The sequence below is a fragment of the Ureibacillus sp. GCM10028918 genome (assembly GCF_042666115.1).
Lineage (GTDB): Bacteria > Bacillota > Bacilli > Bacillales_A > Planococcaceae > Ureibacillus.
The window spans coordinates 14,968-41,819 of record NZ_JBHTFK010000032.1 but is presented as its reverse complement, the minus strand read 5'-3'; the positions used below and the strand labels follow the sequence as shown (position 1 = coordinate 41,819).

Here is a 26,852-nt window from a genome sequence, read left to right as displayed (position 1 = left end):
ACCAGATGGTGGTGTGCGTTTACTAGGTATCCCAACCGTGACAGACCGTTTGATTCAACAAGCTATCTCGCAGATTTTATCGAAGGAATATGACAAAACATTTTCAGACCACAGTTATGGATTCCGTCCAAATCGGAGCGCCCATGATGCAGTCCGTAAAGCAAAGGGTTATTTAAAAGAGGGATGTCGTTGGGTTGTGGATATGGATTTAGAGAAATTCTTTGATAAGGTCAATCATGACCGGCTAATGGCAACATTAGCAAAACGAATTGAAAATAAACGATTATTAAAACTCATCCGCAAATATCTCACAGCAGGTGTCATGATGAACGGAGTCGTTTCACGTACGGAAGAAGGTACGCCACAAGGTGGACCTTTAAGTCCACTTCTTTCAAATATTGTATTAGACGAACTCGATAAGGAACTGGAGAAACGTGGACATAAGTTTGTTCGGTACGCAGATGACTGTAACATTTATGTGAAGAGTAAACGTGCAGGAGAACGTACAATGATGAGTGTACAGCGATTTATAGAAGGAAAACTTCGATTAAAAGTAAATGAAAAGAAGTCGGCAGTTGACCGCCCATGGAATCGAAAGTTCTTAGGATTCAGTTTTACTAATCATAAAGAACCAAAGGTTCGTATCGCAAAAGCAAGCCTACAACGAATGAAGAAGAAAATACGAGAAGTTACCTCCAGAAAGATGCCATTTCCAATAGAATATCGTATCCAGAAGCTAAATCAATATTTAATAGGATGGTGTGGTTATTTTGCGCTTGCAGATACACCTACAATCTTTAAACTGCTAGATAGTTGGATTAGGAGAAGGCTACGTATGTGTATTTGGAAGAATTGGAAGAATCCCCGAACAAGAGTCAGAAACCTCATTCGACAAAAGGTTCCATACGGAAAAGCCTACGAATGGGGAAATACCCGAAAAGGGTATTGGCGCATTTCAAATAGCCCCGTATTACACAAAACCCTTGGCAATTCCTACTGGGGAAGCCAAGGGCTGGAAAGTCTGCAAGTTCGTTATGAATCATTGCGTTATTCATCTTAATTGAACCGCCGTATACGGAACCGTACGTACGGTGGTGTGAGAGGTCGGGAGTTAATCACTCCCTCCTACTCGATTATGGGTTTAATTAATAAACACGTTCTGCGAATTGAGCAAGTTTTTCTAATGATGATTTCTCAACATCAGCATGTAAAGAGTTGCCATGTGAGTCCATTGTGACAACAGCAGTGAATCCTTCAACATTTAAATGCCACATTGCTTCAGGAATTCCGAACTCTTGCAAATCAACACCATCTACACTCTTAATACAATCAGCATAGTATTGTGCAGCTCCACCAATTGCATTTAAATATACGCCACCGTGTTCTTGTAACGCTGCAAGAGTTTTAGGACCCATGCCACCTTTACCAATTACAGCACGGATACCGAATTTTTTCATGATATCGCCTTGGTAGGGTTCCTCACGAATAGAAGTAGTTGGTCCAGCTGCTTTTACTGTCCAATTTCCTTCTTCGTCTTTTGCCATTACAGGACCGCAGTGGTAGATCACTTGTCCATTTAAATCTACTGGTGCATCGTGACTCATTAAGTGATGGTGAATTGCGTCACGACCAGTATACATACGGCCATTGATTTTAACAACGTCACCCACTTTAAGTTCGCGGATTTGTTCTTCGGTAATCGGAGCAGTAAGTTCGACTACTTTGTTTTCTGATTGTTGCTCAGTTTTTGGCTCATCACGGAAAGTGATTTTTTCACCTTCTTGGTAATGCCAATTTGTGATTTCACCTGAAGTTGCATTGATGTCGATTGCCATACGACGGTAAGCCCAGCAGTTATAAGCTACTGAAACGTAGAATGAAGCTGGAATGCGGTGCATAACGCCAATTTTACAACCAAGTAAAGTCGCTTCACCACCGAAGCCCATTGTACCAATACCAAATGTATTCGCTTTCTCTACGATGTAATCTTCTAGTTTTGCTAAATCTCCATTTGGGTTTACGTCATCAACATGGCGGAATAACTGCTCTTTCGCAAGATCGTAGCCTGAAGAACGGTCTCCACCAATACCTACACCGATGAATCCTGCAGAACAGCCTTGTCCTTGTGATTGCCATACTGAATGTAAGATACATTTACGGATACCATCTAGGTCACGACCAGCACGGCCAAGACCTTCTAATTCACAAGGTAAGCTGTATTGGATATTTTTGTTCTCACAGCCGCCACCTTTAAGAATTAATTTTACTTCGATGTAGTCTTTTTCCCATTGCTCAAATTTCACAACTGGAAGACCGTCACCTAAGTTATCTCCACTGTTTTTGCCAGTCAATGAATCAACAGAGTTTGGACGTAATTTCGCATCGCTTGTAGCTTGTACAACTGCATTTTTAATTGCAGCTTTAATCTCTAGCTGGTTTACGCCTACTGGAGTCTTTACTTTAAAAGTAGGTAGCCCAGTGTCTTGGCAGATGGGTGATACATTATCTTCTGCCATCACGATATTGTTCGCGATTGTGTCTAAGCTCATTGCTGCACGTGTACCAGAATTTTCAGCATCTTTTGCTTTTTTAATCGCTCGACGAACATCTTTCGGTAAGTTTGTTGAAGTTTCGCTTACTAAGTCATAAAGACTTTTCTCTAGTGTTTGTAAATAAGAAGTTGCAACTTGAGACATGGATATTCCCCCCAGAATATTTTGATTTCCAACACTTATTATACCTTGTTCGATTCATGAAAAAAAGAGTCATAGAAATTAAACAAAAAATAGGCGAAGTTTATAATGGTCATGAAATTAAAGAAAAAGAGACGCCCCCATTTTTGTTCGGGGACATCTCCTTTGAAATTTTACTCTTTTGTAAAATCATTGCGGTTATTGAATTGATCCATTTTATCTTCAACATCATCAAGCATTTGAATCAGTTTATCGATATCTTCAATATCAGCAGTTTCTGGATCAATGGCATCTAGTACTTCCACAAAAATTTGAAGACGTTCTTTTAAGTAATTCACTTGTTTGTTTTTATCTGTAATAGAGTTCGACATAATTCCACCTCTTTCATCATGACCATCATAGCGAATTTATAAATAGAGTTCAAACAATATAAGAAAAATGTTGCGGATAGGACAAAGGGTTCAATTGTAAAAAAAACTTAATTCTGAATATTTACAATATTAAAACAATGTGATAAATTAAATATATCACATCGAAGGGAGATGGTCGAAAAAATGATACTCACTCTAAAAAAAGAAGGAGGGAGTTTAAACAAGTTTTCGGCTGTCAGGTAAGCCGATATAATGTTTATACAAGCAAATATGGAGGAAACTGAACTTTAAACCCTAGCGTCCAACAATGGTTGGGATGCTAGGGTTTTTAATTTGCAAAATATTGAAGCCATTTCCAAATTGGTGTGATAATATATTACGGTATTATTACGCGATGAGTTTTAAGGTGGAGGATATCATGATAGCAACAAATAATTATGAAAGACGAAGGTTTTGGACACTAATCATCATCGTTTCAATTTCAGGATTCTCGCAGGGAATGTTATTGCCCCTCATATCGGTTATCTTTGAAACGGATGGAGTCTCGTCTACACTGAATGGTTTAAATGCGACGGGATTATACATAGGTACTTTATTGATTTCACCATTTATTGAACAACCGCTAAGGAAGTTCGGCTATAAACCGATTATAATTGTCGGTGGAGCTGTCGTTTTTATTTCACTGTTATTATTTCCATTTTGGCAAAATGTAATGTTTTGGTTTATATTGCGTTTGCTTATTGGTATTGGAGATCACTGTCTTCATTTTGCGACACAAACGTGGCTGACTACCTCTGCACCAGAAGGTAACCTGGGGAAAAGCATGTCCATCTACGGGCTGTCCTTTGGTGTAGGCTTTGCTGTGGGGCCATTGATGGTTAATTTAGTTAAGATTTCGGAAACGCTACCGTTTATAGTTTCGTCATTACTTTGTTTAATTGCTTGGTCATTTGTTTTCTTTATTCACAATGAAAAGCCCGAAGTTTTAAAAGGGGATAGTGTTGGATCGAATAGCTTCACACGCTATAAATTATCTTTTAAATATGCATGGGTAGCTTTTTTGCCACCATTTGTTTATGGAGTATTGGAGACATCCTTAAACGCTCTGTTTCCGGTATACGCACTTCGCAAGGATTTTGATGTAACAATGGTTTCCGTTATTTTGGCAGCCTTCTCGATAGGTGCTATTATTACGCAAATTCCTATTGGGGTAATTGGGGATAAAATTGGCAGAAGAAAAGTGATATTAATCGGCATTTTAAGTGGTGCAGTATTATTCGGTTTTGGCAGTCAAGTAGAGCATTCCGAAATTTTAGTAATGTGTACATTCTTGGTGTCAGGAATGTTCCTTGGCTCGTTGTTCTCTTTAGGGATTACGTACATGGCAGATTTAACACCGAAAGAATTGCTGCCAACAGGCAACCTATTATGTGGAATATTCTTCAGTCTAGGTAGTTTAGCTGGCCCATTTATTGGGGGTCTTTACTTACAATTAGTAGATACTGTAAGCTTTTTATTGTTTATATCTATAATGCTATTTATTATTTATTTCATTATTCTCTTCTTCGGCAAGAAATTAAAAGTAGAGTTGAATTAATAAAGAGGTAGGGAAAAATAAAAAAATCAAATTTCTCAATGAGAAATTTGATTTTTTTTGCTTTTGCTAAATTGATTTCCGTTGCATGGACGCAATTCTCTATATAGATTCTTCCTCATACAAAGGAATGGCACCCAAGCAATTAAGATAATCTGTTTCGGTAGTCTTCGTAGCCGAATTGGCGAATGACTTTTACGCCTTCTTCTTCGTTGTATAAACAGATGCTTGGTAGGTTTACCCCGTTGAACATGTGGGTCTTTACCATTGTGTAGTGCGCCATATCTGTAAATACTATTTTGTCTCCAGCTTTAAGAGGTTCATCAAATGAGTAGTCACCGATTACATCTCCAGCTAGACACGTCATACCACCTAGGCGATATGTGTGCGGTTTGTCGTTTGGCGTGCTTGCACCGATAATTTGTGGGCGGTAAGGCATTTCTAGAACGTCTGGCATATGACATGTCGCAGAAGTATCAAGAATAGCGATCTCCATACCGTTTTTCACAACATCAAGTACCGTTGTTACTAAGTAACCAGTATTTAAAGCGATTGCTTCACCTGGCTCTAAGATAACTTTTACGTCGTATTTGTCTTGCATGTAGTTAATCAATGAAACAAGCTTATCTACGTCGTAATCCTCACGAGTGATATGGTGACCGCCACCGAAGTTAATCCATTTCATTTGGTGTAAGTACTCACCGTATTTTTCTTCAAAGTGAACTAAAATACGTTCAAGCACATCTGAACCCTGTTCGCACATCGCGTGGAAGTGAATACCTTCTACTCCATCAAGCTCATCTGGGCGGAAAGAATCCACAGGAATTCCTAAGCGTGAGTTGATATAGCATGGGTCATATAAAGGTGTTTCTACTTCTGAGTAACCAGGATTTACACGTAGACCAATCGATACATGTTTACCCTCTACACTTTGTACTTTTTCTTTATACTTGTGAAATTGATCGAATGAGTTGAAAACGATGTGATCTACATATTTTAAATACTCATCGATCTCATATTCAGCGTATGCCGGTGCATATGCATGAACTTCTTTACCGAATTCCTCGTAACCAAGACGAGCTTCAAATAAAGAACTTGAAGTAATGCCTTTTAGATAATTACGTGCCATAGGGAATGTTGAAAACATTGAGAACCCTTTAAGTGCAAGTAAAATATCACAGCCTGTACGATCTTGTACAGATTTTAATATTTCAAAATTACGTAAGAGCAAACGTTCATCCACTACATAACTAGGAGACGGCGCTGCTTTCCAATCGATAGCTTTCATTTACTTTGCCTCTTTTTCATCAAAGTTAAGATCGATCAGTTCAGGGTTAAAGCTTTCTTGCCATGGAAGTCCCCATTTATTTAAAGCTTCCATGAATGGGTCTGGATCGAACTCTTCTACATTATATACACCTGGTTTTTGCCATGTTCCATTCATTACAAGCATTGCACCAATCATGGCTGGAACACCTGTTGTGTATGAAATAGCTTGAGAGCCAACTTCGCGATAGCACTCTTCATGATCACAAACGTTATAAACGTAGTAAGTTTTCTCTTCGCCATCTTTAATACCACGAGCGATGATCCCGATATTTGTTTTACCTTTTGTACGTGGTCCAAGTGAAGCTGGATCTGGTAAAACAGCTTTTAAGAATTGTAGTGGTTGAATCATTTGACCTTCATATTCGATTGGTTCAATTGAAGTCATGCCCACGTTTTCTAAAACATTTAAGTGAGTGATATATTTTTGCGAGAATGTCATCCAGAAACGAATTTGTTTAATTCCGGTAATGTTTTTCGCTAAAGATTCTAGTTCTTCATGATATAGAAGGTACATATCTTTAGGACCGATTTCTGGGAAGTTATAAACTTCTTTATGTTCAAGTGGTGCTGTTTCTACCCACTCGCCTTCTTTCCAGTAACGTCCGTTTGCTGTAATTTCGCGGATGTTGATTTCTGGGTTGAAGTTTGTTGCGAAAGGATAGCCGTGATCACCAGCGTTTGCATCTAAAATATCGATGTAATGAATTTCATCGAAGTAATGTTTTAATGCATATGCAGAGAATACGCCTGTTACACCTGGATCAAATCCACTACCTAAAAGTGCAGTTAAGCCAGCTTTTTCAAACTTCTCTTTGTAAGCCCATTGCCATTTATATTCAAACTTAGCTGTTTCAGGTGGCTCATAGTTAGCTGTATCAACGTAATGCACACCTGTAGCTAAACATGCATCCATAATTGTTAAGTCTTGATATGGTAAAGCTACATTAATTACCACATCTGGTTTAAATCCATTGATTAATTCAATTAGTTCGTCAGTATTATCCGCATCAACTTGTGCAGTATGGATAATCGTTTTTCCACCGTCTAATTTTTCCTTTAAAGCATCACACTTAGATTTTGTTCGACTCGCGATCATAATCTCTTCGAATACTTCTGAATTCTGTACACATTTGTGCACCACAACGCTAGCAACACCGCCAGCACCAATAATCAATGCTTTACCCAATTCTTTATAACCCCCAAAATATTTAATTTATTAAAACAAAACGATTATACACAATAATGATAAGGGTATCAATTAAAAATCGTTGTCGATTGTTCAATTAACTATAAGGAAAAAAAGGAATCTAGCAGAAAATTGGAGGAATCTGTACGGATTAAAGGTAGAGTATATTGGAATATTATCAATTTTAGTAGATAAAACTATTTCAGTATCACAAAAGTTTTGTTGTTAATCTTCGTATACCTTTTCCTTAATTTTTAAGGAGATATGATTCTTTCAATAAAATAATAAGCGTTAAACCTTCCTAAACTTTATTTTTTTTCTTTATGAATAAATAAAATTGATACAGCGTAATTATTAGTGAAAATGACAACGCTTCCACCATTGCAAGGCATTTGAATTTTTTTAAGTACATAAAAAGAAACACTTATTGCCCTTATAAATCTCGATATAAAATTTGTGTTTCTTTTTTAATTTAAACAAAGGAGATGTTGGGATGACGCCGTTCTGGGGAGAAGTGTTAGGAACAATGATTTTAATTTTGTTTGGTGCGGGAGTTTGTGCGGGAGCAAATCTAACAAAGTCCTATGCAAAGGATGCTGGTTGGGTTGTTATTACTCTTGCCTGGGGGTTAGGTGTTACGTTAGGGATTTTCGCGGTTGGAACCATTAGTGGTGCGCATTTAAATCCGGCTGTAACGGTTGCATTGGCATGGGTTGGCGATTTTGCTTGGAGTGATGTCCCTTTATATATCCTGGGACAATTAATCGGGGCATTTATAGGAGCGTGTATTATATTCCTTCAATATTTACCTCATTGGAAAGCAACAAATGATCCGGGCGCGAAATTAGGGGTTTTCTCAACAGGGCCAGCAATTCCGCACACTTTTTCTAATCTTTTAAGTGAGTTTCTTGGAACTTTTGTCTTGTTGCTTGGACTTCAATTTATTGGAGCAGGAGCATTTACAGAGGGGTTAAATCCAATTGCGGTAGGTCTTTTAATCGTGGCAATCGGTATGGCGTTTGGGGGGACGACAGGGTATGCAATTAACCCTGCCCGTGATTTAGGGCCACGTATCGCCCATGCAGTACTTCCAATTGCAGGGAAAGGTTCGTCAAATTGGAAGTACTCGTGGATACCAGTTGTTGGCCCACTTCTTGGTGGCTCACTAGGTGCACTATTCCATAAAGCAGTATTTAATAATTCATTGACAACCGAATTTTGGATTGTCTTAGTTGTTTCAGTACTTGTATTTGGAGTTGCCTTCTTTGTTAGTCCGAAAAAAGTAATAAGCTAATTTGCATCTTAGAAAAATAAAATAAAATGTCTTGATAAATAGATTTATTATGTGGGGGAGAAAAGATGGGAAAATATATTTTGTCAATTGATCAGGGAACAACTAGTTCACGAGCAATCCTTTTTAATAAACAGGGAGAAATTGTCCATAGCGCCCAAAAAGAATTTACGCAGATTTTCCCGAATCCTGGCTGGGTAGAGCATAATGCAAACGAAATTTTAGGTTCTGTTTTAGCCGTGATTGCCACTTGTTTATCTGAAGCCAATATTAATGCGGGGGACGTTGCATCAATAGGAATAACAAACCAAAGGGAAACAGCGGTTGTTTGGAATAAAGAAACAGGCACTCCTATATACAATGCAATCGTTTGGCAATCACGTCAAACAAACGAGATTTGCGAAGAGTTAAAAAACAAGGGATATAACGAACTTTTCCGTTCAAAAACTGGATTATTAATAGATGCTTATTTTTCAGGAACAAAGGTAAAATGGATTTTAGACAATGTAGAAGGAGCACGACAATTAGCCGACGAAGGCAAATTGCTATTCGGTACAATTGATACATGGTTGATCTGGAAACTGTCTGGCGGCAAAGCACATGTTACCGATTATTCCAATGCGTCACGTACACTAATGTACAATATCTATGATTTAAAATGGGATGATGAGTTATTATCAATTCTGGATATACCTCAATCGATGCTGCCTGAAGTTTGTGCTTCATCCATGGTATATGCAACAACTGATAAAGAGCATTTCTTTGGTCAAGAGGTACCTATCGCAGGAGTGGCTGGAGATCAGCAAGCAGCTTTATTCGGTCAGGCGTGTTTCGAAAAAGGTATGGTCAAAAACACGTATGGTACTGGTTGCTTTATGTTAATGAATACGGGGGAAAAACCGGTAAAATCAGAACATGGCCTATTAACTACTTTGGCTTGGGGCTTAAATGGCAAGGTAGAATATGCACTTGAAGGAAGTATCTTTGTAGCTGGTTCGGCAATTCAATGGTTACGGGATGGTTTGAGAATGTTTAATGATGCTGCTGAGAGTGAGAAGTATTGCAGAAATGTTGACTCAACAGATGGAGTTTATGTTGTTCCGGCCTTCGTTGGATTAGGAACACCTTATTGGGATAGTGAAGCTAGGGGAGCGATATTTGGGTTAACTCGAGGAACGACAAAAGATCACTTTGTCCGTGCTACGGTGGAATCACTGGCTTATCAAACAAAAGCTGTGCTGGATGCGATGGAAAAGGATTCTGGTATTTCCTTAAAAACTTTACGTGCGGATGGGGGAGCTGTGAAGAATAGCTTCTTAATGGAATTCCAAAGTGACATTTTAAATGTTCCAGTAGAAGTACCAAAGGTGAATGAAACAACTGCGCTTGGTGCTGCATATTTAGCGGGATTAGCTGTTGGATTCTGGGAAAATCAGGATGAAATTGCATCCCAATGGGCGATAGATCAATCCTATAAACCTAAAATGGAAGAAAAGAAGAGACAGGAACTAGTTGATGGCTGGGAGAAAGCCGTTGCAAGCACGAGAACATATAAATAACTTGGAGGAGTACGTTAGTTAGAAATATTTCAAGTTAATATAGTAAATCGGAGGAGGGGCTTTTAAGCTCTCCTCCTTTTTTATTTGTAAGCAATAAATTTTAATTTGTTCTATGAATTATAGAACAGTTGTGTTATATTGATTGTAGAACAGTTTTGTTATAATGAACATATAACAGATTGGAGGGGATAAAGTGATTATCCGAATTGAAGCGGAATCAGATATACCAATCTATACACAACTTACAAACCAAATAATAGAAGGTATTGCACGAGGAGAGATTGTTCCAGGCGATTCATTGCCATCAGTAAGGGCGTTTGCCGCCGATCTTGGTGTGAATATGCACACAGTCAATAAAAGCTATCATGAGCTGGAGAAAAAAGGAATTATCAGTATTATCCCTAAATCCGGTGCCATTATTTCACCAATGGAGCAGATAACCGAAGAAAAAATGCAACAAATTATTACTGAACTAAAACCAGTTATAGCTGAAGCTTTAGTGTTGGGTGTGAATAAAAAGGAAGTGCAAGAACTTGTCAGCACAATATTAGAAGAAATGAAAGAAAGGTAAAGGAGGAATTGGCATGTCTTTTTTAATTTTTTTCATCATTACGTTATTTATTGCAGTTATTCAGACATTGATCCCTTATCTAGTTAACCGAACTGTCGCGTTCGGTGTCTCGATACCAGAGCAATATATTGCGGACAAAACGATTAAGAAATATAGAAAACACTACTCAATGAGTGTGGCATTTTTATCAATTATCATTTTAGGATCTTATATTGCTTGGATATTGAGTAATGAACGACCGGATAACCAAATTGCGCTAGCCGGTGCGATTATCGAATTTTCACTAATTTTTATAAGTTTATCCTTCTATCTATATTATCACGGGAAAACGAAACAGCTAAAACAGCAAAATAAATGGTTGGAGAATTTAAAACCGATGAAAGTTACCGATTTATCGGTTCGTAAACAGGATGAGATGTTATCTTGGTATGTTTATCTATTACCAATACTTTCGACTATTGGATTGATGATCTACACATTCATGAACTATGGCATTTTGCCTGATCGAATTCCGACACACTGGGGGCCAGGTGGAGAAGCGGATGCATTTACAGACAAAACGCCACTTTCAGTAATGCAGTTGTCACTGGTGTTATTGACGATGCAGCTAATGTTTTTAGGCATCCACATAGCAACTAAAAAATCAGGCATAAAGCTTAGTGCAACTTCACTGCAATCGTCTCGTAATAGACAATTATCTCTAAGAAAATATTCAAGTTGGTTATTATATATTGTCCTATTGGGCATTACGATGTTAATGAGCTATTTCCAATTAATGATGATTCACCCAGAAATCGGAGAAGGAACTGTGAAGATTTTTATTCCATTTGGTTTCTTGCTATTAGTATTGATAGGAACCCTAATCTTTGCAATCAAAGTAGGACGTTCGGATAAAGAAGTGGAGACTGCAGTTGAAGCTCGGATTATGGATCATAATGAAGATCAATACTGGAGGGGTGGAATGTTCTATTTTAACAAAAATGACCCTTCTATCTTCGTTGAAAAGCGATTTGGTGTGGGCTGGACCCTCAACTTCGCCAATCCGCTCGGATATATTATTGTTTTTTTACCATTGATAGTTATTTTATTTATCTCTTTTTTATAGTGTTGTACGTGAGAAAAGGGGTGTGGTAAATGAAAAAGGTTGATTTAAAAATATCGCTGTTTTTGGCGGTCATCTGTTTGATTGGCGGGTTATTTGTATTACCTTACCAAATAGAAATCTTGCAAGACACATTGCCACAAGAATACGAGAGATTGCTGGAGACTATGCCTATACCTTATTCCTTATTATTAGTAGCAAGTTCAGTACAAATATCGGTTATTGCATTTGTCTTATCCTTTATAGGGATTAAACTGGCTAGAAAAACAGGCTTTTCGTTAAAACTCCTGGACGCATTTTTTCAAAAAGAAAAGATCAAGGTAGAGGCTAGAATTGTTTTACTATCAGTTTTATTGGGATTAATTGCGGCGTTTGTTTTAGTCGTGATGGACCGATTTTACTTCCAAAACAAAATAGAAATCCTTGGTGAGCTCCAAACTGGATTTTCTTTAATGGGTTTACTAGCAGGGATTTTCTATGGCGGCGTATTTGAGGAAATCATGCTGAGATTATTCTTCATGAGCATGCTCGTATGGATTATGATGAAGCTCTTTAAACGCAATAAAAAAAGATTGCCGGATATTTATTATTGGATTGCTCTTATGATTGCTTCCTTCATGTTTGCAGCGGGTCATTTACCTGCTACGAAAATGATGTTTGGGGAACTAACACCTTTATTAATTGTGCGCTGTTTTTTACTTAATGGAATCGGTGGCATATTCTTTGGTTATCTTTATTGGAAAAAGGGATTCGAGTATGCGGTAATAGCCCATATGTTCACACATATTTCTTTACAATTATTAATTACTCCGCTTTTTTATTAACATACACAAAAGTAAAGGAACCGCCTCAATTACAAATAAGACGGTTCCTTTTTGTTCATTATTTATTCTTCAGAGTTAATTTCGCTACAATTTCAACTCGTGCTGTTTGAGGGAACATATCAACAGGTTGGACATAGTCCACATTATAAATTTTCGTTAGTTCTTGTAAGTCTTTTGCGAAGGTAGAAGGGTTACAAGAGGTATAGACAAAACGTTTAGGTTTGATTTTCATTACTGTTTTGATAAAGCTTGGAGCAAGTCCTGTACGCGGAGGATCTACCGTTACAACATCGGGAATAAATCCTTCATGTTTCCATTTTGCTAACCACTCTTCTGCTGTTCCAGTATAATAACGTGCATGCTTAAATCCATGATTGCGTGCATTTTTCTTAGCGTCATCAACACTTTCAGGAACTACATCCATACCACGTACTTCTTTTGCCTGATGTGCCAACCATAAACCGATTGTTCCTACACCACAATAAGCGTCTACTACTTTTTCTTTACCAGTTAACTGTGCAGCTTTTTTGATTTCATCATATAAATGTACAGTTTGCTCCGGGTTTAGCTGGAAGAAAGCACGAGAAGATAAATCAAATGCTAGTTCACCAAGATTTTCGTGAATTGTTTCTTTTCCAGAAAGAGTAATTGTTTCATCACCAAAAATAAGTGATGTTTTCTCACGATTAATATTCTGTGTAATAGAAACAATACTTGGATCGATTTTTAGCATACGCTCGATTAGTTCATCTTTATGCGGTATATCTTTTCTTGTCGTAACTAAACATACTTGTGTTTCGTTAGTGTGGATAGCAGTACGAACAACGATTGTTCTTACTAATCCGTCTAAAGTTTTTCCATCATAAATGGAGATATTTAGTTTTTGCAATATTTTTCGTGTTGCTACAGTTATTTTCGATGTTAAAGGATGCTGAACAGCACAGTCATTGATATTCAACAGTTTGTTTGTTCCTTCTGCATAAAGTCCTGCATAAACACGTTTACCTTCTTTACGTACTTGGAAGGAGCTTTTGTTTCGATAATGCCAAGGATTGTCCATTCCAATTGTTGGTCGAATGTCAGTCGTTTCTGCTACGGATTTTACGTACTTTTCTAGTGATTGTACGACCATATCGCGTTTTTCTTTTAGTTGCCCATCATATGTTAGATGCTGTAGCTGACAGCCGCCACATTCGTTATAAACAGGGCAGCTTGGTTCTTGTCGCTCTTTTGAAGCTTTCCGAACATTTAAAATATCAGCTTCGGCAAAATTGCGTTGCACCTTTGACACTTTTACGGTTACTTCTTCGCCTGGCAGTGCACCTTTTACAAACACGACATTGCGTTTATAAAAGCCAACTCCTTCGCCATTAATTCCTAATCTTTTTATGGTTAAAGGAAATTTTTGTCCGATTTCCATCATTACTTTATCGCTCAAAAGCGTTCACGTCCTTTAATAAGTTCATCTAACCATTATAGCGAAGGAGAAATCTAAAGCCAATGGATAAATATTTCATATAGTGCCAAGTGATATAAGGAACTCAAAAATTGTCCGCGATATTGTAGAGTGGATAAAATTTTGGATTCGTGATATCGTTGTTACAAATTAAATAAATAATTCCTTCGGGGTCGGGTGAAATTCCCAATCGACGGTGATGAAGTAAAACTTCTAAGCCCGTGAGCTCTTATGAGCAGGATTTTGGTGTGAATCCAAAGCCGACAGTATAGTCTGGATGGGAGAAGGAGCATTATTATAGAAAAACCATAAAAATTTTAATTTTGATTGGTCTATTTTCCTATAATCTTTTTCATGTGCTTTCTAATCCCGTCAACCAAAATGACGGGATTTTTTATTTAATTTAAAATGCTTAAGTAAATAATGTCCTTCGGGGTCGGGTGAAATTCCCAATCGACGGTGATGAAGTAGATCTTCTAAGCCCGTGAGCTCTTTTGAGCAGGATTTGGTGAGAGTCCAAAGCCGACAGTATAGTCTGGATGGGAGAAGGATAAATTATGGCACTTTTTGAAAATGGTACTTTCAAAGAGTTTATTTAACTATGCCATGAATACTCCCAAACTCCTTAGGATGCTAAGGAGTTTTTATTTTTCCAGTTTGAAAGAGGTGAGTAGATGTTTACGGGCATTATTGAAGATCAAGGAAAAGTGACGGGCATTAAAAAAGATGTGAATAGCATGGAGCTAACGATTGCAACGTCAAAAATTGTTTCAGATGCACATTTAGGCGATAGCATTGCGGTAAATGGTGTATGTCTAACAATCACCAGTTTTAACAAAGAAGAAATAACAGTGGATGTCATGCCGGAAACGGTCAAGGCAACAACGATCCATACGCTTAAATTGGGTGACTTTGTTAATTTGGAGAGAGCAATGAGTGCAAATGGCAGATTTGGAGGACATCTTGTTTCAGGCCATGTGGATGGAGTAGGAACCATCAAAAGTAAGAGACCTGTTTCCAATGCTGTTTATATCGAAATTGAATTAGCAAAACAGCTTTTAACTAATTGCATTCTAAAGGGCTCAATTACAATTGATGGAACTAGTCTTACGATTTTTCAAGTAACAGATAGCAGTATCACGGTTTCACTCATACCTCATACTTTCACAGAGACAATTTTAGGTCGAAAAGGTGTTGGAGAGATGGTCAATATTGAAACAGACATGCTTGGAAAGTATGTTTTGCATCATTTAAATAAGACTGAACAAAGTTCAAATTTAACAATGGATTTTTTAAGACAGAATGGATTCTAAAAAGGTGGTGGTTCAAGATGCTAAATACAATCGAAGAAGCTTTACTCGACTTAAAATCAGGAAAAATCGTCATTGTAGTGGATGATGAAAATCGTGAAAATGAAGGGGATTTAGTAGTTCTAGCGGAATTTGCAACTCCCGAAAATATTAACTTTATGGCTACATTTGGACGTGGGTTAATTTGTACACCCATAGAAGAGGGACTTGCAAAAAAGTTAGAATTGCCTTCAATGGTGGAACACAATACGGATAATCATCAAACTGCATTTACAGTAAGTGTAGATCATATTGATACAACAACTGGCATCAGTGCATACGAACGTTCTTTTACCATTCTTCAAATGATCAATGAAAATAGTGCAGCGAATCATTTTAGAAGACCTGGTCATGTATTCCCATTAATAGCAAAAGCAAATGGAGTACTGGAAAGAAGGGGCCATACCGAAGCAGCAGTTGATTTAGCAAAAGCTTGTGGTAGTTATCCTGCTGGAGTAATATGTGAAATCATGGGCGATGACGGGAACATGCTACGTTTAGACGGTTTGATGAATTTTGCTGCTCAACACGAATTAAAAATCATATCCATCGAAGATTTGGTCAGCTACTTTGAAAAACAAGATCGAAATATTCTAATAGGTGAATAAAAAGAGAAGTATTACTTAGGAGGAGTTTGTAAAATGGGAAAATTATTTGAAGCAAATTTAATCGGGACAGATTTAAAAATAGGAATTGTAGTGGGACGATTTAATGACTTTATCACTTCAAAATTAGTTGATGGAGCTCTAGATGGTCTAAAAAGACACGGTGTTAACGAAGAAAACATTGATTTAGCTTGGGTGCCCGGAGCTTTCGAAGTGCCATTTATCGCAAAACAAATGGTGGAAACTGGTGAATACGATGCTGTTATCGGATTAGGTACTGTCATTCGCGGTGCAACAACTCATTATGACTATGTAAATAATGAAGCGGCAAAAGGGATAGCAAGTGTATCCTTAAATTCGAATGTACCGGTAATCTTCGGAATCGTAACAACAGAAAACATCGAACAAGCGATTGAAAGAGCGGGGACAAAAGCGGGTAACAAAGGTTATGATTCTGCAGTATCTGCAATCGAAATGGCCAACCTGAAAAAAATGTTCAAATAACAACAAAGGGATTCTCGAAACGAGAATCCCTTTACTTAATTCAGCATTTGTTCCATCACTAGATCATCTAACGAACCAAATGTGTACCCTTCTTTTTTGGCAGCTTTTATAAACCTCGGAAGTGCATCAGCATTATGCTCGGCAACCGTATGCATGAGAATCAGTGCACCTGGATGCAATTGATTCATTAATTCATCATATGCATATTGCCATCCAACTTTTGCGTCTGCATGCCAATCAACAAAAGCAGTATCCCAGAAAATATGGGTATAGCCATATTCATTACCCAGTTGCAGCATTTTTTCGCTAAAAATCCCTTTGGGAGGACGAACGTAATATGTACGTTTTAATCCGGTTTTTTCTTCTAGGGTTTTATCGAATTTGTGCCATTCTTTCAACATGCCTTCTTCCGACAGTTTTGACATATCGGGGTGACCATAAGAGTGGTTGCCAATTATATGGCCATCGTCGATCATTCTCTTTACTAAGTCATCTGCACTTTCCAAATAATGACCAGCCAGGAAAAAGGCCGCTGGTACTTCTTCTTTCTTTAAAGTGTCTAATATAGAATCTGTATATCCATTTTCAAAACCGCTATCAAAGGTTAAATAGATCATTTTTTTATTAGGATCTCCTCTATAAAAAGCACCGTTTTCTTTTAATATTGTCTCGAATTGAGCTCCAGCATCTGCAGGCATTCCATCCTTGGATTTAGTGAAGCCCCAATGATACGCGTTCGCATTTGCAACATCTGGTTTAACCAAAATAAAAACTATAGCAAAAACAATTGAGCACAAAGTTAAACCCAAAATGTGATGTTTCCACATAAAGAATTTTAGCCTCCTTTATGCTTATATTGTGCGAAATCAGTTTCTTTATGCTAAAAAATAATATTTTCGGTTGATATAGTATAACGATTAATATCTAAAATTTTCTCAAATGAAACATACGAAAAAAACATGTATACTAGCTTTAGAAGGAGTGTTTGTATGCAAGTCATTTCTAAAATAGGACGACAAAAAAACAATCCAGAGCGTTATAATATATATTTGAATGATACATATGCATTTGCAGTAGATGAATCAACACTTATTAAGTTTGGCTTAACGAAAGGAAAAGTACTCGAACAATTTGATATTGATGAAATTACCTATGAAGATGAAATTTCAAAAGCATTTAATCGAGCATTGAACTTTTTAAGCTACCAAATGCGTAGTGAATTCGAAGTGAAAAAAAAACTGCTTGATGCAGGTTTTGGCGAATCCGTCGTATTAGAGGCAATTAGAAAACTGGAAAAGCTAGGTTTTTTAAATGATGAAACCTATTCAAAGGCACTTTTGGAAACAAAGAAGAAGACCGCCAAAAAAGGGCCAAGAGCCATCAAGCAAGATTTAATTAAAAAGGGAATCAATAAAGATACACAAAACAAAGTACTCAATTCATTTACACATAAAGAGCAGCTGTCTATAGCAATGGAACTCGCACAAAAGGCGATACGGGCAAACCAAAATAAAACCCCCATACAAATAAAGCAAAAAATCCAGGATGTCTTACTTAGAAAAGGATATTCTTTTTCGATTGCAAACGAAATACTTGACCAAATTAAGTTGGAGCGAGAAGATGATGATTGGTATGAAATGATTGAAATTCAAGGGGATAAGCTTTGGAAAAAACATGCTTCAAAGCTTACAGGGAATGACCTTCGAATGAAAACAAAACAAGCCTTATATCAAAAAGGTTTTCCAATAGAAGTAATCGACCGCTTTTTAGATGAAAAGGAGACGGAAAATAATGACTGAAAAAAGCTACGCGGAAATGACTGAACACGAACTAAGAGACGAAATTGCGAAGCTTAAAGAAAAAGCGAGAAAAGCAGAACAGCTGGGCATCGTAAATGAATATGCAGTTTATGAAAGAAAAGCAACTATGGCTGCAGCCTATCTGATTGATCCAAATACAATCATTAAGGGTGAAATGTATCGTATTGATGGTGCGCCAGGGGAGTTTTTTAAAGTAGAATATCTGAAAGGCCGCTTTGCTTGGGGCTATCGATTAGGCGGTAATCGTTTTGAAGAAGCATTGCCGATTTCAATTCTTTTACCAATGAAGGCAGGGAAATAACATGAACGCGAATCATTCAATAGAACAATTAACTCAGATTCTTGCTGAGAAAAATCCGAATCTTTCTGTCCATAAGGCACGTACTTGGATAGAGTTGTTGTGGTCCGATTTTGAATCTACTTATGCTAAAGCAGGCTATGATTATCGAGGAGCAGAATATACAGAAAAAATTATTCAGCAATGGATTACAAGTTATGGCGATAAAATACATGAATTTGCCGGAAGAAACCCAAAGTATGCACATCTTTTAGAAGAGAATGATGATACGCTTCAATAGACGCACTCTATATAATAGAAGAGGAGTTGTTCCTAAATGGAACAACTCCTTATAAATTTAAAAAAAGTGTGGCTGAAGGTGCTAGCTGAACGAGCACCTTCCGCTTTTCGTTGTCTAGCTGCAGGTGCTAGCTCCTCGCGCAACTAGAATCGTCTGCAAGGACCAAAAGCGTCCTTTTATCGATTCTTCCAGTTGTTGTCGGAGCTGAACGAGCACCTTCCGCTTTTCTTTTAGTCACTTGCGCCGATTTGGAGCTTTTGTTGTAGTTTGTCTTCGCTAAAGATCCAGCCAGTGTAAGAATTGACAATGTTAAGTTCTTCATCAAGATGAGCTACTGCAACAAATGGATAATGATCATTACTACGATATCTTAGATCAATTAATCGAACTTCAGTTAACCCGCTCTCAAGCTCTGAAATTTCCCATCGATATAGTGGAGAGAATGATAGGAATGCACTTAAATTTGAATCTTTGAGTGCTTTTTCAACAAGTGGTGTATTAGGAAGCGGATGAATTTCAAATTTGTCATAGATGTTGATGGTTCTACCGTATGCACGACCAACGTAATAATGGGTTTTTGATTTAGCTGCAACACGCCAATTGAAAAAACGCATTGTTGGTGCAACGATTACATAGTCTTCGTCTTGAATAGCATGATGAACTGCTTTTTTTACTGCCCCCTGCAATACAAAACGTAAAATGTAATAGCCAAAGATGATTAAATACATGAAAGAGAATGTTGTTACTGGATTGAAGCCAAATGCCCAAAGTAAAATTCCAATACAATGGATTCCGAAAATGATGGGGTCAAACGTATTAATTACACCGAGTGCCACCCATTTCTTTGAAAATGGTCTGAGGGCTTGTGTACCATAGGCATTGAAAATATCTACAAATACATGTAGAAAGACGGCAAGGAAAGTCCAGAGCCATAGGTGTAAGATGTTCGCATCCTGGAATATGAAGCTTAATATGGCAGTAATCGCTATAGGCCATAAAATGACAGCTGGAATAGAATGTGTAATTCCGCGATGATGGCGAATATAAACGGCATTATTTCGCAATTTTAATACTGTATCAATATCTGGCGCCTGTGAACCAATAATCGTACCTGCCATGACGGCAGCGAATCCCATCGTATTATTCGCTACAACTGGGTCTGCTAAAGCTAACCCGCCCAAAGCAACGCCCATGACTAGATGAGTGCCCGAATCCAAAATTATCAACTCCTCGTATTTGGAGGATTTGGCCATAAATTTGCCAGGTTTATTTAAATTGAATACCCAATATCATTAACTTGATAATACTAATATACCCGAATTTTATAATTTAAAATCGAATTTTATCGGAGGATAGAATGAAATATCAATATAAAAAAGAATTTCGACACCATTTAGTGGAATGGTTCAACAATGAGAAACGTGATTTGCCATGGAGACACACATCCGATCCTTATAAAATATGGGTTTCAGAGGTAATGCTCCAACAAACAAGAGTCGATACAGTAATTCCTTACTACAATCGCTTTTTAGAGAAGTATCCAACTATACAAGATCTTGCCTATGCACCTCAGGAGGAATTATTAAAAATGTGGGAAGGTCTTGGTTATTATTCCCGCGCAAGAAATTTACAAGCAGGTGTGAAGGAAGTCGTGGAAAGATATAACTCGATAGTCCCTGATAATCGCCATGACATCTCGAAGCTAAAAGGGGTAGGACCATATACGGCAGGTGCAATTTTAAGCATTGCCTATCAAAAGGCGGAGCATGCCGTAGACGGTAATGTTATGCGTGTACTAAGTCGGGTATTGCATATTGAAGAGGATATTGCCTTGCCTAAAACTAGAAAAGTATTTGAAGAAGCAGTGGAGATGTTAATTGATGAACAATATCCAGGCGATTTCAATCAAGCATTGATGGATTTGGGTTCGATGATATGTACACCAACATCTCCAAAGTGTTTACTGTGCCCAGTAAGAGATTATTGCACTGCTTTTAATGAAGGAAATGCAGATCAATTGCCCATTAAATCGAAAAAAGTAAAAACAAAAAAAGTAAAATTTAATGTTTTCGTAGCAGTTGACCAGGAAGGACGATACTTAGTTGAAAAGCGCCCAAGTACAGGGTTATTGGCGGATATGTGGCAATTTCCGATGATTGAGATCAATGAAAACGGCATTAGCGATGAAACCTTCCAGCAAAATTATAATGTTGAAATCCTTGAATATGAAGATAAAGAATTACTCAGGTTTAAGCATATCTTCTCACATCTAACATGGGAAATGGAATGTATGCAGGTACAAGTTCTACAAAAAATGGAGCTGCCAGATGATGTAGTCTTTCTTACAATTGAACAAATAAAAACTTTGCCTATGCCAGTACCAATGTTGAAGATTTTGAATGTTCTGAATTAACTTAATTTTAAAATGTCGAATAAACTCGTTTCCTTCCGTCCACAATAATTTCACGGAGGTGATAACAAATGGCTAACAACAACAATAACAACAACAACCGTAATAACCGTAACAACAACAACAACAACAACAATAACAACAACAACAACTTCAACAACAATGAAGAGTTTGCTGTAGACCAAGATTTCCAACAAGCTCGTCAACAAAACCAAAAACAAAATCAACAAAACAACCAACGCAACAACAACAATAACAACAATAACAACAATAACAACAACGACTTCTAAGAAAGTCACCCTAACTCGAGTATAAATAAAGTGAATTCACTTTTAGGTATAGACATTTAATGTCTATACCTTAATTTTTTAGATAAGCAAATGTATAAATTACATATCAAATTACATAATAATCTGTTTTTTCCAAAGTTATTTGAAAAATATGTTCTTCAAGCTACAAGTTTTTGATAACCATTGCTATAATAAACCTAATAGTTGCTAGAAGATTGAAATTTTACATGGGACATAAATTTCACCAAGCGATGTTGATACATACATAGAGACGAAAAGGTGGGCAATACAATGACGATACCTATAGAAGGAGAAACGATACAAATACATAGTTATAAACATAATGGTCGCATCCACCGTGTCTGGCAAGAAACGATGGTTTTAAAAGGAACGAAGAACATATTTATAGGCGCAAATGAACGTACTCTTGTGACGGAATCCGATGGGCGAACTTGGCTGACGAGAGAACCGTCTATTTGTTATTTTCATGCCGAGCATTGGTTCAATATCATTTGCATGCTTCGTGAAGATGGCGTGTATTATTACTGTAATATGAGCTCGCCCTATGTATTTGATAATAATGCGATAAAATATATCGACTATGATTTAGATATAAAAGTATTTCCTGATATGTCCTATACATTGTTAGATGAAGATGAGTATGAGCAACACAAAAAAGAAATGGGCTACCCAGAAGTAATCGATAAAATTCTAAAGCGAAATGTCAATAAACTTGTTAGCTGGATCAAGCAAAAAAGAGGCCCCTTTGCGCCAGATTTTATTGAAGTCTGGACCAATCGCTACTTATTTAATAAAGAAATGCAATCAAAAGAAAAATAAAGATTAAAGTCTACTGCCTGCCAGTGGACTTTTTTAGTACTAAAAAATTTAAAACTCTATGCAATTATAATTAAATTTAATATCTAGCTCTTAGGATAAACGTAATTAAATATGGGTAAATAGGAAAAGATGGAGCGAGAACGCCGCGTCCATGCGACATCACTCCCGGGACCAATAAGCGCGTGCCTTTAGTCCACCCACCTAAAATTCTTAATAAGAATTTTTATTAGAAAAACTATAGCATTGATGTAAACACGTTAGATGTAATTGCCCCCAAACTAGAGTATAGTGTTAAACAGGTGTCCAAAACCGGGCACATTTACAGACAACTAGTGTTGCTTATAAAGGAAGTGAAGATATTTGGGTAGTATTAAACGTTATATGCGCTTTGTGAAGCCCTACCGCTGGGAAATTCTACTAACTATTGCTATTGGTATATTAAAATTTGCGATTCCACTGTTTATTCCAATCTTAATCAAAATCGTCATCGATAATATTATTGGGGCACCAGACTTAACGGATAGTGAAAAAATTAGGCAACTAATTTATTGGTTAGGTGGAACGGTGATTTTGTTCTTTATCATTCGTCCGCCAATTGAATATTATCGTCAATATTTTGCTCAACACGTTGGAAACAAGGTGTTATTCGATATTCGTCAGGAACTATTCGGTCACTTACAAAAGCTAAGCCTAAAATATTATGCGAATACACGTGCAGGCGAAATCATCTCTCGTGTTATCAATGATGTAGAACAAACAAAGAACTTTATCATGATCGGGTTAATGAACCTATGGCTTGATGTAGCAACCATTTTAATAGCTATTGGGATTATGCTTACAATGGATGTTAAGTTAACTTTAGTGGCAATCATTGCACTCCCGTTCTTTGGGTTTAGTGTGAAGTATTTCTTTGGGAAGCTGCGAGATCTAACAAGAAAGCGCTCGCAGGCATTGGCGCATGTTCAAAGCTATTTACATGAACGAGTAAGTGGAATGAGCATCATTAAAAGTTTTACATTAGAAAAGCACGAACAACAAATCTTTGATAAAGAAAATGGTGAGTTTCTAGATCGTGCTCTAGATCATACGAAATGGAATGCAAAATCCTTTGCAGTGGTTAATACCATTACCGACATTGCTCCTTTGCTTGTAATTGGTTTTGCAGGATACCAAGTAATACAGGGAGAGTTAACGGTCGGAACAATGGCAGCTTTTTACGCCTACATTGAACGTTTATATAGTCCACTGCGCCGTTTGGTAAACTCATCGACAACCTTAACTCAATCGATTGCATCAATGGATCGAATGTTTGAATTAATGGATGAAGAATATGACGTTCAAGATAAGATGAATGCTCGTGAGTTACCACCTGTTAAGGGACAAGTTTCGTTTGTGGATGTGAATTTTCAATATGAACAAGACGGGCAAATGATATTGAAAAATATTAACTTAGATATCAAGCCTGGTGAAACAGCCGCCTTTGTAGGAATGAGTGGGGGAGGAAAATCGACAATCGTTAGTTTAATCCCTCGATTTTATAATGTGACGGATGGTGCAGTCAAAATTGATGGCATCGATGTAAAAGATGCTGTTATTCACTCCCTTCGTGCACAAATCGGGATCGTGCTTCAGGATAATATCTTATTTAGTGATTCTGTTAAACAGAATATATTAATGGGAAGACCCGATGCAACAGACGAGGAAGTAATTGCTGCTGCAAAGGCTGCGAATGCCCATGACTTTATAATGACTTTACCAGATGGCTATGATACCAAGGTTGGTGAACGCGGGGTTAAACTTTCTGGTGGTCAGAAGCAACGTGTTGCGATTGCTCGTGTGTTCCTAAAAAATCCACCTATTTTAGTATTGGATGAGGCAACCTCAGCCCTTGATTTAGAAAGTGAAGCATTAATCCAGGATTCTTTAGATCGGTTGGCAAGCAATCGAACAACAATCATTATTGCCCATCGATTATCTACTATTACTCATGCCGACAAAATCTTCGTAATTGATCATGGTGAATTAGTAGAAGAAGGCAATCATGAAACTTTAATGAAAAAGCAAGGCGTGTATTATGATTTATTCCAAATTCAAAAACTAGATTAAAAAAGTATTTCTTTGCCAAGTGACAGAAGCTTTTGGTTTTTCTTAAAAAAATATTACTAATATTATTCGCGAGGTTATTAAAAAGTTTATGACAAAAAATGCTCAGAAAAGTCAAATTTCGACTTTTCTGAGCATTTTTATTTTGTCTAATATCCTGTCTTGACCTCACTATTCTCTACGTATTTACTTCGTTATGAGCGAGAATAATTTAGCGATTTAGTGTGATAAATTGCTGAAAGGTATTTTTTTTGTCGAAATAATTTTGTGATAGTTTCAATTTTTTTAGCATAAAAAGTAAGAATTACTAGATTCCAATCTATCAATTTATACAAAAGTAATAGAAAAAGAAAAATGATAATAGTTTCAAAGTCATTTTCGAGTAAGGAGGGACAGGATGGAAAGAAACGTACTACTGCAAGTAAAAGATTTAGAAACAACTTTTTTCACAGAGGATGGGAGAGTTCCAGCAGTTGATCATATTAACTTTCATATTAATGAAGGGGAGATATTAGCTATTGTGGGAGAGTCCGGGTGCGGCAAGAGTGTAACCTCATTATCGATTATGGGGTTAGTTCCTTCTCCTCCAGGAAAAATTACGTCAGGTCAAATACTTCTTGGCGAACTAGATTTGACAAAACAAACGGAAAAGCAGATGAGGAAAATTCGAGGGAAAGAAATGGCAATGATTTTCCAAGAACCGATGACATGCTTAAATCCGCTATACACAATTGGCAACCAATTAACCGAAGCAATTTTGTTGCACAACAAAAAAATGAAAAAGAAGGAAGCGGCTAGTAAAGCGATTGAAATGATGAAGTTGGTTGGGTTACCAAGAGCAGAAGAGTTGATGAAAGATTATCCGCATCAATTATCAGGTGGAATGAGACAGCGTGTCATGATTGCGATGGCTTTACTATGCAATCCGAAGTTATTAATTGCCGATGAACCAACAACGGCACTTGATGTTACCATCCAAGCTCAAATTTTGAAACTGATGAAAGAACTAAATAATCAATTCAGAACCGCAGTCTTACTGATTACTCATGATTTGGGGGTTGTTGCGGAAGTTTGTGAACGAGTGGTGGTCATGTATGCAGGTCAAATAGTAGAAGAGGCTCCCGTAGAGGAAATCTTTAAAAACCCTCAGCATCCATATACAAAGGGCTTACTTCAATCGGTTCCAGATATGCGCTATAAGAAGGAATCCCTGTATTCCATTAAGGGGAACGTTCCAAAGCCTGGATCTATACAAATGGGATGTCGATTTGCCCCGCGGTGTGAATATGCAACGGAACGGTGTATGACAGAAAATCCACCATTATTTGATGTTAGCGAAGCAATCATCCATAAATCAAGATGCTTCCTACAGGAAACGGAGGGAATCGATATTGCAGAACGTGTTGTTGAAGGTCGATAATCTGAAGAAATATTTTCCGAAACGTACTGCTTCTTTAAAGAAAGTAACCCACGTCAAAGCAGTAGATAATGTCTCTTTTGAAGTATTTGAAGGGGAAACGCTCGGTATTGTGGGGGAATCCGGTTGTGGAAAATCAACAACTGGACGAACAATTATGCGACTGCTTGAGCCAACTTCAGGTTCTATTGAGTTTGATGGAGAAGATCTTTCTAAGTTATCTAAAAAAGTGATGAGGAAAAAAAGACGCGATATTCAAATGGTGTTTCAGGATCCTTACGCTTCCTTAAATCCTAGACATACAGTGAAAAAAATTTTAGAGGAACCTTTAATCGTTCATGGGATTGGAAATGCACAAGAACGAAAAGAAAAGATCGCCGAATACTTGGACATTGTTGGGTTGGATAGCTACCATGCGAAGCGCTATCCACATCAATTTAGTGGAGGACAAAGACAGCGAGTTGGAATTGCAAGGGCCCTAATGACAAACCCGAAACTTATTATTGCGGATGAACCAGTATCTGCACTGGATGTTTCTATCCAAGCGCAAGTGCTTAATTTAATGCAAAGGCTTCAGGAAGATTTAAAGCTTACTTATATTTTTATAGCCCATGACTTAGGGGTAGTACGCCATATCAGCGATCGAGTGGCGGTTATGTATTTAGGTAGTGTTGTAGAGTTAGCGGAAAGTGAATCCTTATATGCCGAGCCGCTGCATCCATATACAAAAGCATTATTATCTGCGGTACCGATTCCCGATCCTACCTATGAGCGGGAAAAAATGATTATAACAGGTGATATTTCAAATTCAGTAACAGATAGCGGGTGTAAGTTCCAAGCCAGATGTCCTTATGCAACGATTACTTGCAAAATGAATACACCAGAATTGGTAGAAGTTAAACCGGGTCACTCTGTTGCGTGTCATTTATATAGTACTGATTAGAAGTCTATTATTTTTCG

Annotated in this window: 26 protein-coding genes and 2 riboswitches; of the genes, 19 read left to right on the top strand and 7 right to left on the bottom strand. The window is 37.4% G+C overall.

Going from position 1 to position 26,852, the window contains the following annotated elements:
* Positions 1 to 1,060 (top strand): group II intron reverse transcriptase/maturase (ltrA, locus tag ACFQU5_RS16335; RefSeq protein WP_390290118.1); only part of this gene is annotated, 1,060 nt, incomplete at its 5' end.
* Positions 1,061 to 1,145: 85 nt separating this feature from the next.
* Here ltrA and ACFQU5_RS16330 read toward each other — a convergent pair.
* Together ACFQU5_RS16330 and ACFQU5_RS16325 are read right to left on the bottom strand one after the other, a co-directional pair.
* Positions 1,146 to 2,696, bottom strand: coding sequence for a fumarate hydratase (locus ACFQU5_RS16330; RefSeq protein WP_390290115.1), 1,551 nt, complete (start codon positions 2,694 to 2,696; stop codon positions 1,146 to 1,148).
* A 170-nt stretch (positions 2,697 to 2,866) separates the two neighbouring features.
* A complete protein-coding gene (locus ACFQU5_RS16325) occupies positions 2,867 to 3,064 on the bottom strand; it encodes an SE1561 family protein (protein WP_137729942.1) in 198 nt (65 codons plus the stop codon).
* 418 nt (positions 3,065 to 3,482) lie between these two features.
* Here ACFQU5_RS16325 and ACFQU5_RS16320 point away from each other — a divergent pair, with 418 nt between their 5' ends.
* Positions 3,483 to 4,661: an MFS transporter gene (locus ACFQU5_RS16320; RefSeq protein WP_390290111.1), complete on the top strand. Its 1,179-nt coding sequence runs from the start codon at positions 3,483 to 3,485 to the stop codon at positions 4,659 to 4,661.
* 142 nt (positions 4,662 to 4,803) lie between these two features.
* Here ACFQU5_RS16320 and nspC read toward each other — a convergent pair whose 3' ends face one another.
* On the bottom strand, positions 4,804 to 5,946 hold the full coding sequence (gene nspC, locus ACFQU5_RS16315) for a carboxynorspermidine decarboxylase (RefSeq protein WP_390290108.1): 1,143 nt from the start codon (positions 5,944 to 5,946) through the stop codon (positions 4,804 to 4,806).
* Positions 5,947 to 7,173: a saccharopine dehydrogenase family protein gene (locus ACFQU5_RS16310; protein ID WP_390290105.1), complete on the bottom strand. Its 1,227-nt coding sequence runs from the start codon at positions 7,171 to 7,173 to the stop codon at positions 5,947 to 5,949.
* Between the two features lie 493 nt (positions 7,174 to 7,666).
* On the opposite strand from ACFQU5_RS16310, the gene ACFQU5_RS16305 reads away from it, so the two are divergent.
* The 5 genes from ACFQU5_RS16305 (at position 7,667) to ACFQU5_RS16285 (ending at position 12,520) form a co-directional block, all read left to right on the top strand.
* Positions 7,667 to 8,467, top strand: coding sequence for an MIP/aquaporin family protein (locus tag ACFQU5_RS16305; RefSeq protein ID WP_390290103.1), 801 nt, complete (start codon positions 7,667 to 7,669; stop codon positions 8,465 to 8,467).
* A gap of 65 nt (positions 8,468 to 8,532) precedes the next feature.
* Positions 8,533 to 10,023, top strand: a complete 1,491-nt coding sequence (gene glpK / locus ACFQU5_RS16300) for a glycerol kinase GlpK (protein ID WP_390290100.1) — start codon at positions 8,533 to 8,535, stop codon at positions 10,021 to 10,023.
* Between the two features lie 193 nt (positions 10,024 to 10,216).
* Positions 10,217 to 10,594: a GntR family transcriptional regulator gene (locus tag ACFQU5_RS16295; protein ID WP_390290097.1), complete on the top strand. Its 378-nt coding sequence runs from the start codon at positions 10,217 to 10,219 to the stop codon at positions 10,592 to 10,594.
* 13 nt (positions 10,595 to 10,607) lie between these two features.
* Positions 10,608 to 11,699 (top strand): DUF1648 domain-containing protein, encoded by a 1,092-nt coding sequence (locus ACFQU5_RS16290; protein WP_390290094.1) that lies wholly within the window; start codon positions 10,608 to 10,610, stop codon positions 11,697 to 11,699.
* 29 nt (positions 11,700 to 11,728) lie between these two features.
* On the top strand, positions 11,729 to 12,520 hold the full coding sequence (locus ACFQU5_RS16285) for a CPBP family glutamic-type intramembrane protease (protein ID WP_390290091.1): 792 nt from the start codon (positions 11,729 to 11,731) through the stop codon (positions 12,518 to 12,520).
* A gap of 58 nt (positions 12,521 to 12,578) precedes the next feature.
* Here ACFQU5_RS16285 and rlmD read toward each other — a convergent pair whose 3' ends face one another.
* Positions 12,579 to 13,940 carry a 23S rRNA (uracil(1939)-C(5))-methyltransferase RlmD gene (gene rlmD / locus ACFQU5_RS16280; RefSeq protein WP_390290124.1) on the bottom strand — a complete coding sequence of 454 codons (1,362 nt, stop codon included), beginning with the start codon at positions 13,938 to 13,940 and terminating at the stop codon, positions 12,579 to 12,581.
* A gap of 195 nt (positions 13,941 to 14,135) precedes the next feature.
* A riboswitch (FMN riboswitch) is annotated at positions 14,136 to 14,269 on the top strand.
* A gap of 129 nt (positions 14,270 to 14,398) precedes the next feature.
* A riboswitch (FMN riboswitch) is annotated at positions 14,399 to 14,531 on the top strand.
* A 119-nt stretch (positions 14,532 to 14,650) separates the two neighbouring features.
* On the opposite strand from rlmD, the gene ribE reads away from it, so the two are divergent.
* From ribE to ribH, 3 genes are read left to right on the top strand one after another with little or no spacing between them, the layout of a single operon-like run.
* Positions 14,651 to 15,289, top strand: a complete 639-nt coding sequence (ribE, locus tag ACFQU5_RS16275; RefSeq protein WP_390290088.1) for a riboflavin synthase — start codon at positions 14,651 to 14,653, stop codon at positions 15,287 to 15,289.
* A gap of 17 nt (positions 15,290 to 15,306) precedes the next feature.
* Positions 15,307 to 15,933 (top strand): 3,4-dihydroxy-2-butanone-4-phosphate synthase, encoded by a 627-nt coding sequence (gene ribB, locus ACFQU5_RS16270; protein WP_408063439.1) that lies wholly within the window; start codon positions 15,307 to 15,309, stop codon positions 15,931 to 15,933.
* 33 nt (positions 15,934 to 15,966) lie between these two features.
* Positions 15,967 to 16,434 (top strand): 6,7-dimethyl-8-ribityllumazine synthase, encoded by a 468-nt coding sequence (gene ribH / locus ACFQU5_RS16265; RefSeq protein WP_390290085.1) that lies wholly within the window; start codon positions 15,967 to 15,969, stop codon positions 16,432 to 16,434.
* 35 nt (positions 16,435 to 16,469) lie between these two features.
* On the opposite strand, the gene ACFQU5_RS16260 is transcribed toward ribH, so the two are convergent.
* Positions 16,470 to 17,261: a polysaccharide deacetylase family protein gene (locus ACFQU5_RS16260; RefSeq protein ID WP_390290082.1), complete on the bottom strand. Its 792-nt coding sequence runs from the start codon at positions 17,259 to 17,261 to the stop codon at positions 16,470 to 16,472.
* 162 nt (positions 17,262 to 17,423) lie between these two features.
* Here ACFQU5_RS16260 and recX point away from each other — a divergent pair, with 162 nt between their 5' ends.
* From recX to ACFQU5_RS16245, 3 genes are read left to right on the top strand one after another with little or no spacing between them, the layout of a single operon-like run.
* Complete coding sequence (gene recX, locus ACFQU5_RS16255) at positions 17,424 to 18,233, top strand: recombination regulator RecX (protein WP_390290079.1); 810 nt, start codon at positions 17,424 to 17,426, stop codon at positions 18,231 to 18,233.
* Positions 18,226 to 18,555, top strand: a complete 330-nt coding sequence (locus ACFQU5_RS16250) for a YfhH family protein (RefSeq protein WP_390290077.1) — start codon at positions 18,226 to 18,228, stop codon at positions 18,553 to 18,555. The genes recX and ACFQU5_RS16250 overlap by 8 nt, the downstream gene beginning before the upstream one ends.
* A gap of 1 nt (position 18,556) precedes the next feature.
* Entirely contained in the window at positions 18,557 to 18,832 is a 276-nt protein-coding gene (locus ACFQU5_RS16245; protein ID WP_390290074.1) for a YfhJ family protein, read from the top strand.
* Between the two features lie 230 nt (positions 18,833 to 19,062).
* Here the strand turns inward: ACFQU5_RS16245 and ACFQU5_RS16240 are convergent, their stop codons facing one another.
* Entirely contained in the window at positions 19,063 to 20,049 is a 987-nt protein-coding gene (locus ACFQU5_RS16240) for a metal-dependent hydrolase (RefSeq protein ID WP_390290071.1), read from the bottom strand.
* Positions 20,050 to 20,189: 140 nt separating this feature from the next.
* Here ACFQU5_RS16240 and mutY point away from each other — a divergent pair, with 140 nt between their 5' ends.
* From mutY to ACFQU5_RS16210, 6 genes are all read left to right on the top strand, one after another.
* A complete protein-coding gene (gene mutY / locus ACFQU5_RS16235; protein WP_390290068.1) occupies positions 20,190 to 21,245 on the top strand; it encodes an A/G-specific adenine glycosylase in 1,056 nt (351 codons plus the stop codon).
* 68 nt (positions 21,246 to 21,313) lie between these two features.
* Entirely contained in the window at positions 21,314 to 21,532 is a 219-nt protein-coding gene (locus ACFQU5_RS16230) for a hypothetical protein (protein ID WP_390290065.1), read from the top strand.
* 291 nt (positions 21,533 to 21,823) lie between these two features.
* Entirely contained in the window at positions 21,824 to 22,372 is a 549-nt protein-coding gene (ntdP, locus tag ACFQU5_RS16225; protein ID WP_137729923.1) for a nucleoside tri-diphosphate phosphatase, read from the top strand.
* Positions 22,373 to 22,732: 360 nt separating this feature from the next.
* Entirely contained in the window at positions 22,733 to 24,478 is a 1,746-nt protein-coding gene (locus ACFQU5_RS16220; RefSeq protein WP_390290061.1) for an ABC transporter ATP-binding protein, read from the top strand.
* Positions 24,479 to 24,872: 394 nt separating this feature from the next.
* Positions 24,873 to 25,895, top strand: coding sequence for an ABC transporter ATP-binding protein (locus tag ACFQU5_RS16215; RefSeq protein WP_390290057.1), 1,023 nt, complete (start codon positions 24,873 to 24,875; stop codon positions 25,893 to 25,895).
* Positions 25,867 to 26,835, top strand: coding sequence for an ABC transporter ATP-binding protein (locus ACFQU5_RS16210; protein WP_390290054.1), 969 nt, complete (start codon positions 25,867 to 25,869; stop codon positions 26,833 to 26,835). The genes ACFQU5_RS16215 and ACFQU5_RS16210 overlap by 29 nt, the downstream gene beginning before the upstream one ends.
* Positions 26,836 to 26,852: the final 17 nt, after the last annotated feature.

Bases quoted from the DNA above. Each gene is read 5' to 3' on its own strand.
- ACFQU5_RS16330 (WP_390290115.1), bottom strand. From the start codon at position 2,696: ATGTCTCAAGTTGCAACTTCTTATTTACAAACACTAGAGAAAAGTCTT.
- ACFQU5_RS16325 (WP_137729942.1), bottom strand. From the start codon at position 3,064: ATGTCGAACTCTATTACAGATAAAAACAAACAAGTGAATTACTTAAAA.
- ACFQU5_RS16320 (WP_390290111.1), top strand. From the start codon at position 3,483: ATGATAGCAACAAATAATTATGAAAGACGAAGGTTTTGGACACTAATC.
- nspC (WP_390290108.1), bottom strand. From the start codon at position 5,946: ATGAAAGCTATCGATTGGAAAGCAGCGCCGTCTCCTAGTTATGTAGTG.
- ACFQU5_RS16305 (WP_390290103.1), top strand. From the start codon at position 7,667: ATGACGCCGTTCTGGGGAGAAGTGTTAGGAACAATGATTTTAATTTTG.
- glpK (WP_390290100.1), top strand. From the start codon at position 8,533: ATGGGAAAATATATTTTGTCAATTGATCAGGGAACAACTAGTTCACGA.
- ACFQU5_RS16290 (WP_390290094.1), top strand. From the start codon at position 10,608: ATGTCTTTTTTAATTTTTTTCATCATTACGTTATTTATTGCAGTTATT.
- ACFQU5_RS16285 (WP_390290091.1), top strand. From the start codon at position 11,729: ATGAAAAAGGTTGATTTAAAAATATCGCTGTTTTTGGCGGTCATCTGT.
- rlmD (WP_390290124.1), bottom strand. From the start codon at position 13,940: ATGGAAATCGGACAAAAATTTCCTTTAACCATAAAAAGATTAGGAATT.
- ribE (WP_390290088.1), top strand. From the start codon at position 14,651: ATGTTTACGGGCATTATTGAAGATCAAGGAAAAGTGACGGGCATTAAA.
- ribB (WP_408063439.1), top strand. From the start codon at position 15,307: ATGCTAAATACAATCGAAGAAGCTTTACTCGACTTAAAATCAGGAAAA.
- ribH (WP_390290085.1), top strand. From the start codon at position 15,967: ATGGGAAAATTATTTGAAGCAAATTTAATCGGGACAGATTTAAAAATA.
- ACFQU5_RS16260 (WP_390290082.1), bottom strand. From the start codon at position 17,261: ATGTGGAAACATCACATTTTGGGTTTAACTTTGTGCTCAATTGTTTTT.
- recX (WP_390290079.1), top strand. From the start codon at position 17,424: ATGCAAGTCATTTCTAAAATAGGACGACAAAAAAACAATCCAGAGCGT.
- ACFQU5_RS16250 (WP_390290077.1), top strand. From the start codon at position 18,226: ATGACTGAAAAAAGCTACGCGGAAATGACTGAACACGAACTAAGAGAC.
- ACFQU5_RS16245 (WP_390290074.1), top strand. From the start codon at position 18,557: ATGAACGCGAATCATTCAATAGAACAATTAACTCAGATTCTTGCTGAG.
- mutY (WP_390290068.1), top strand. From the start codon at position 20,190: ATGAAATATCAATATAAAAAAGAATTTCGACACCATTTAGTGGAATGG.
- ACFQU5_RS16230 (WP_390290065.1), top strand. From the start codon at position 21,314: ATGGCTAACAACAACAATAACAACAACAACCGTAATAACCGTAACAAC.
- ntdP (WP_137729923.1), top strand. From the start codon at position 21,824: ATGACGATACCTATAGAAGGAGAAACGATACAAATACATAGTTATAAA.
- ACFQU5_RS16215 (WP_390290057.1), top strand. From the start codon at position 24,873: ATGGAAAGAAACGTACTACTGCAAGTAAAAGATTTAGAAACAACTTTT.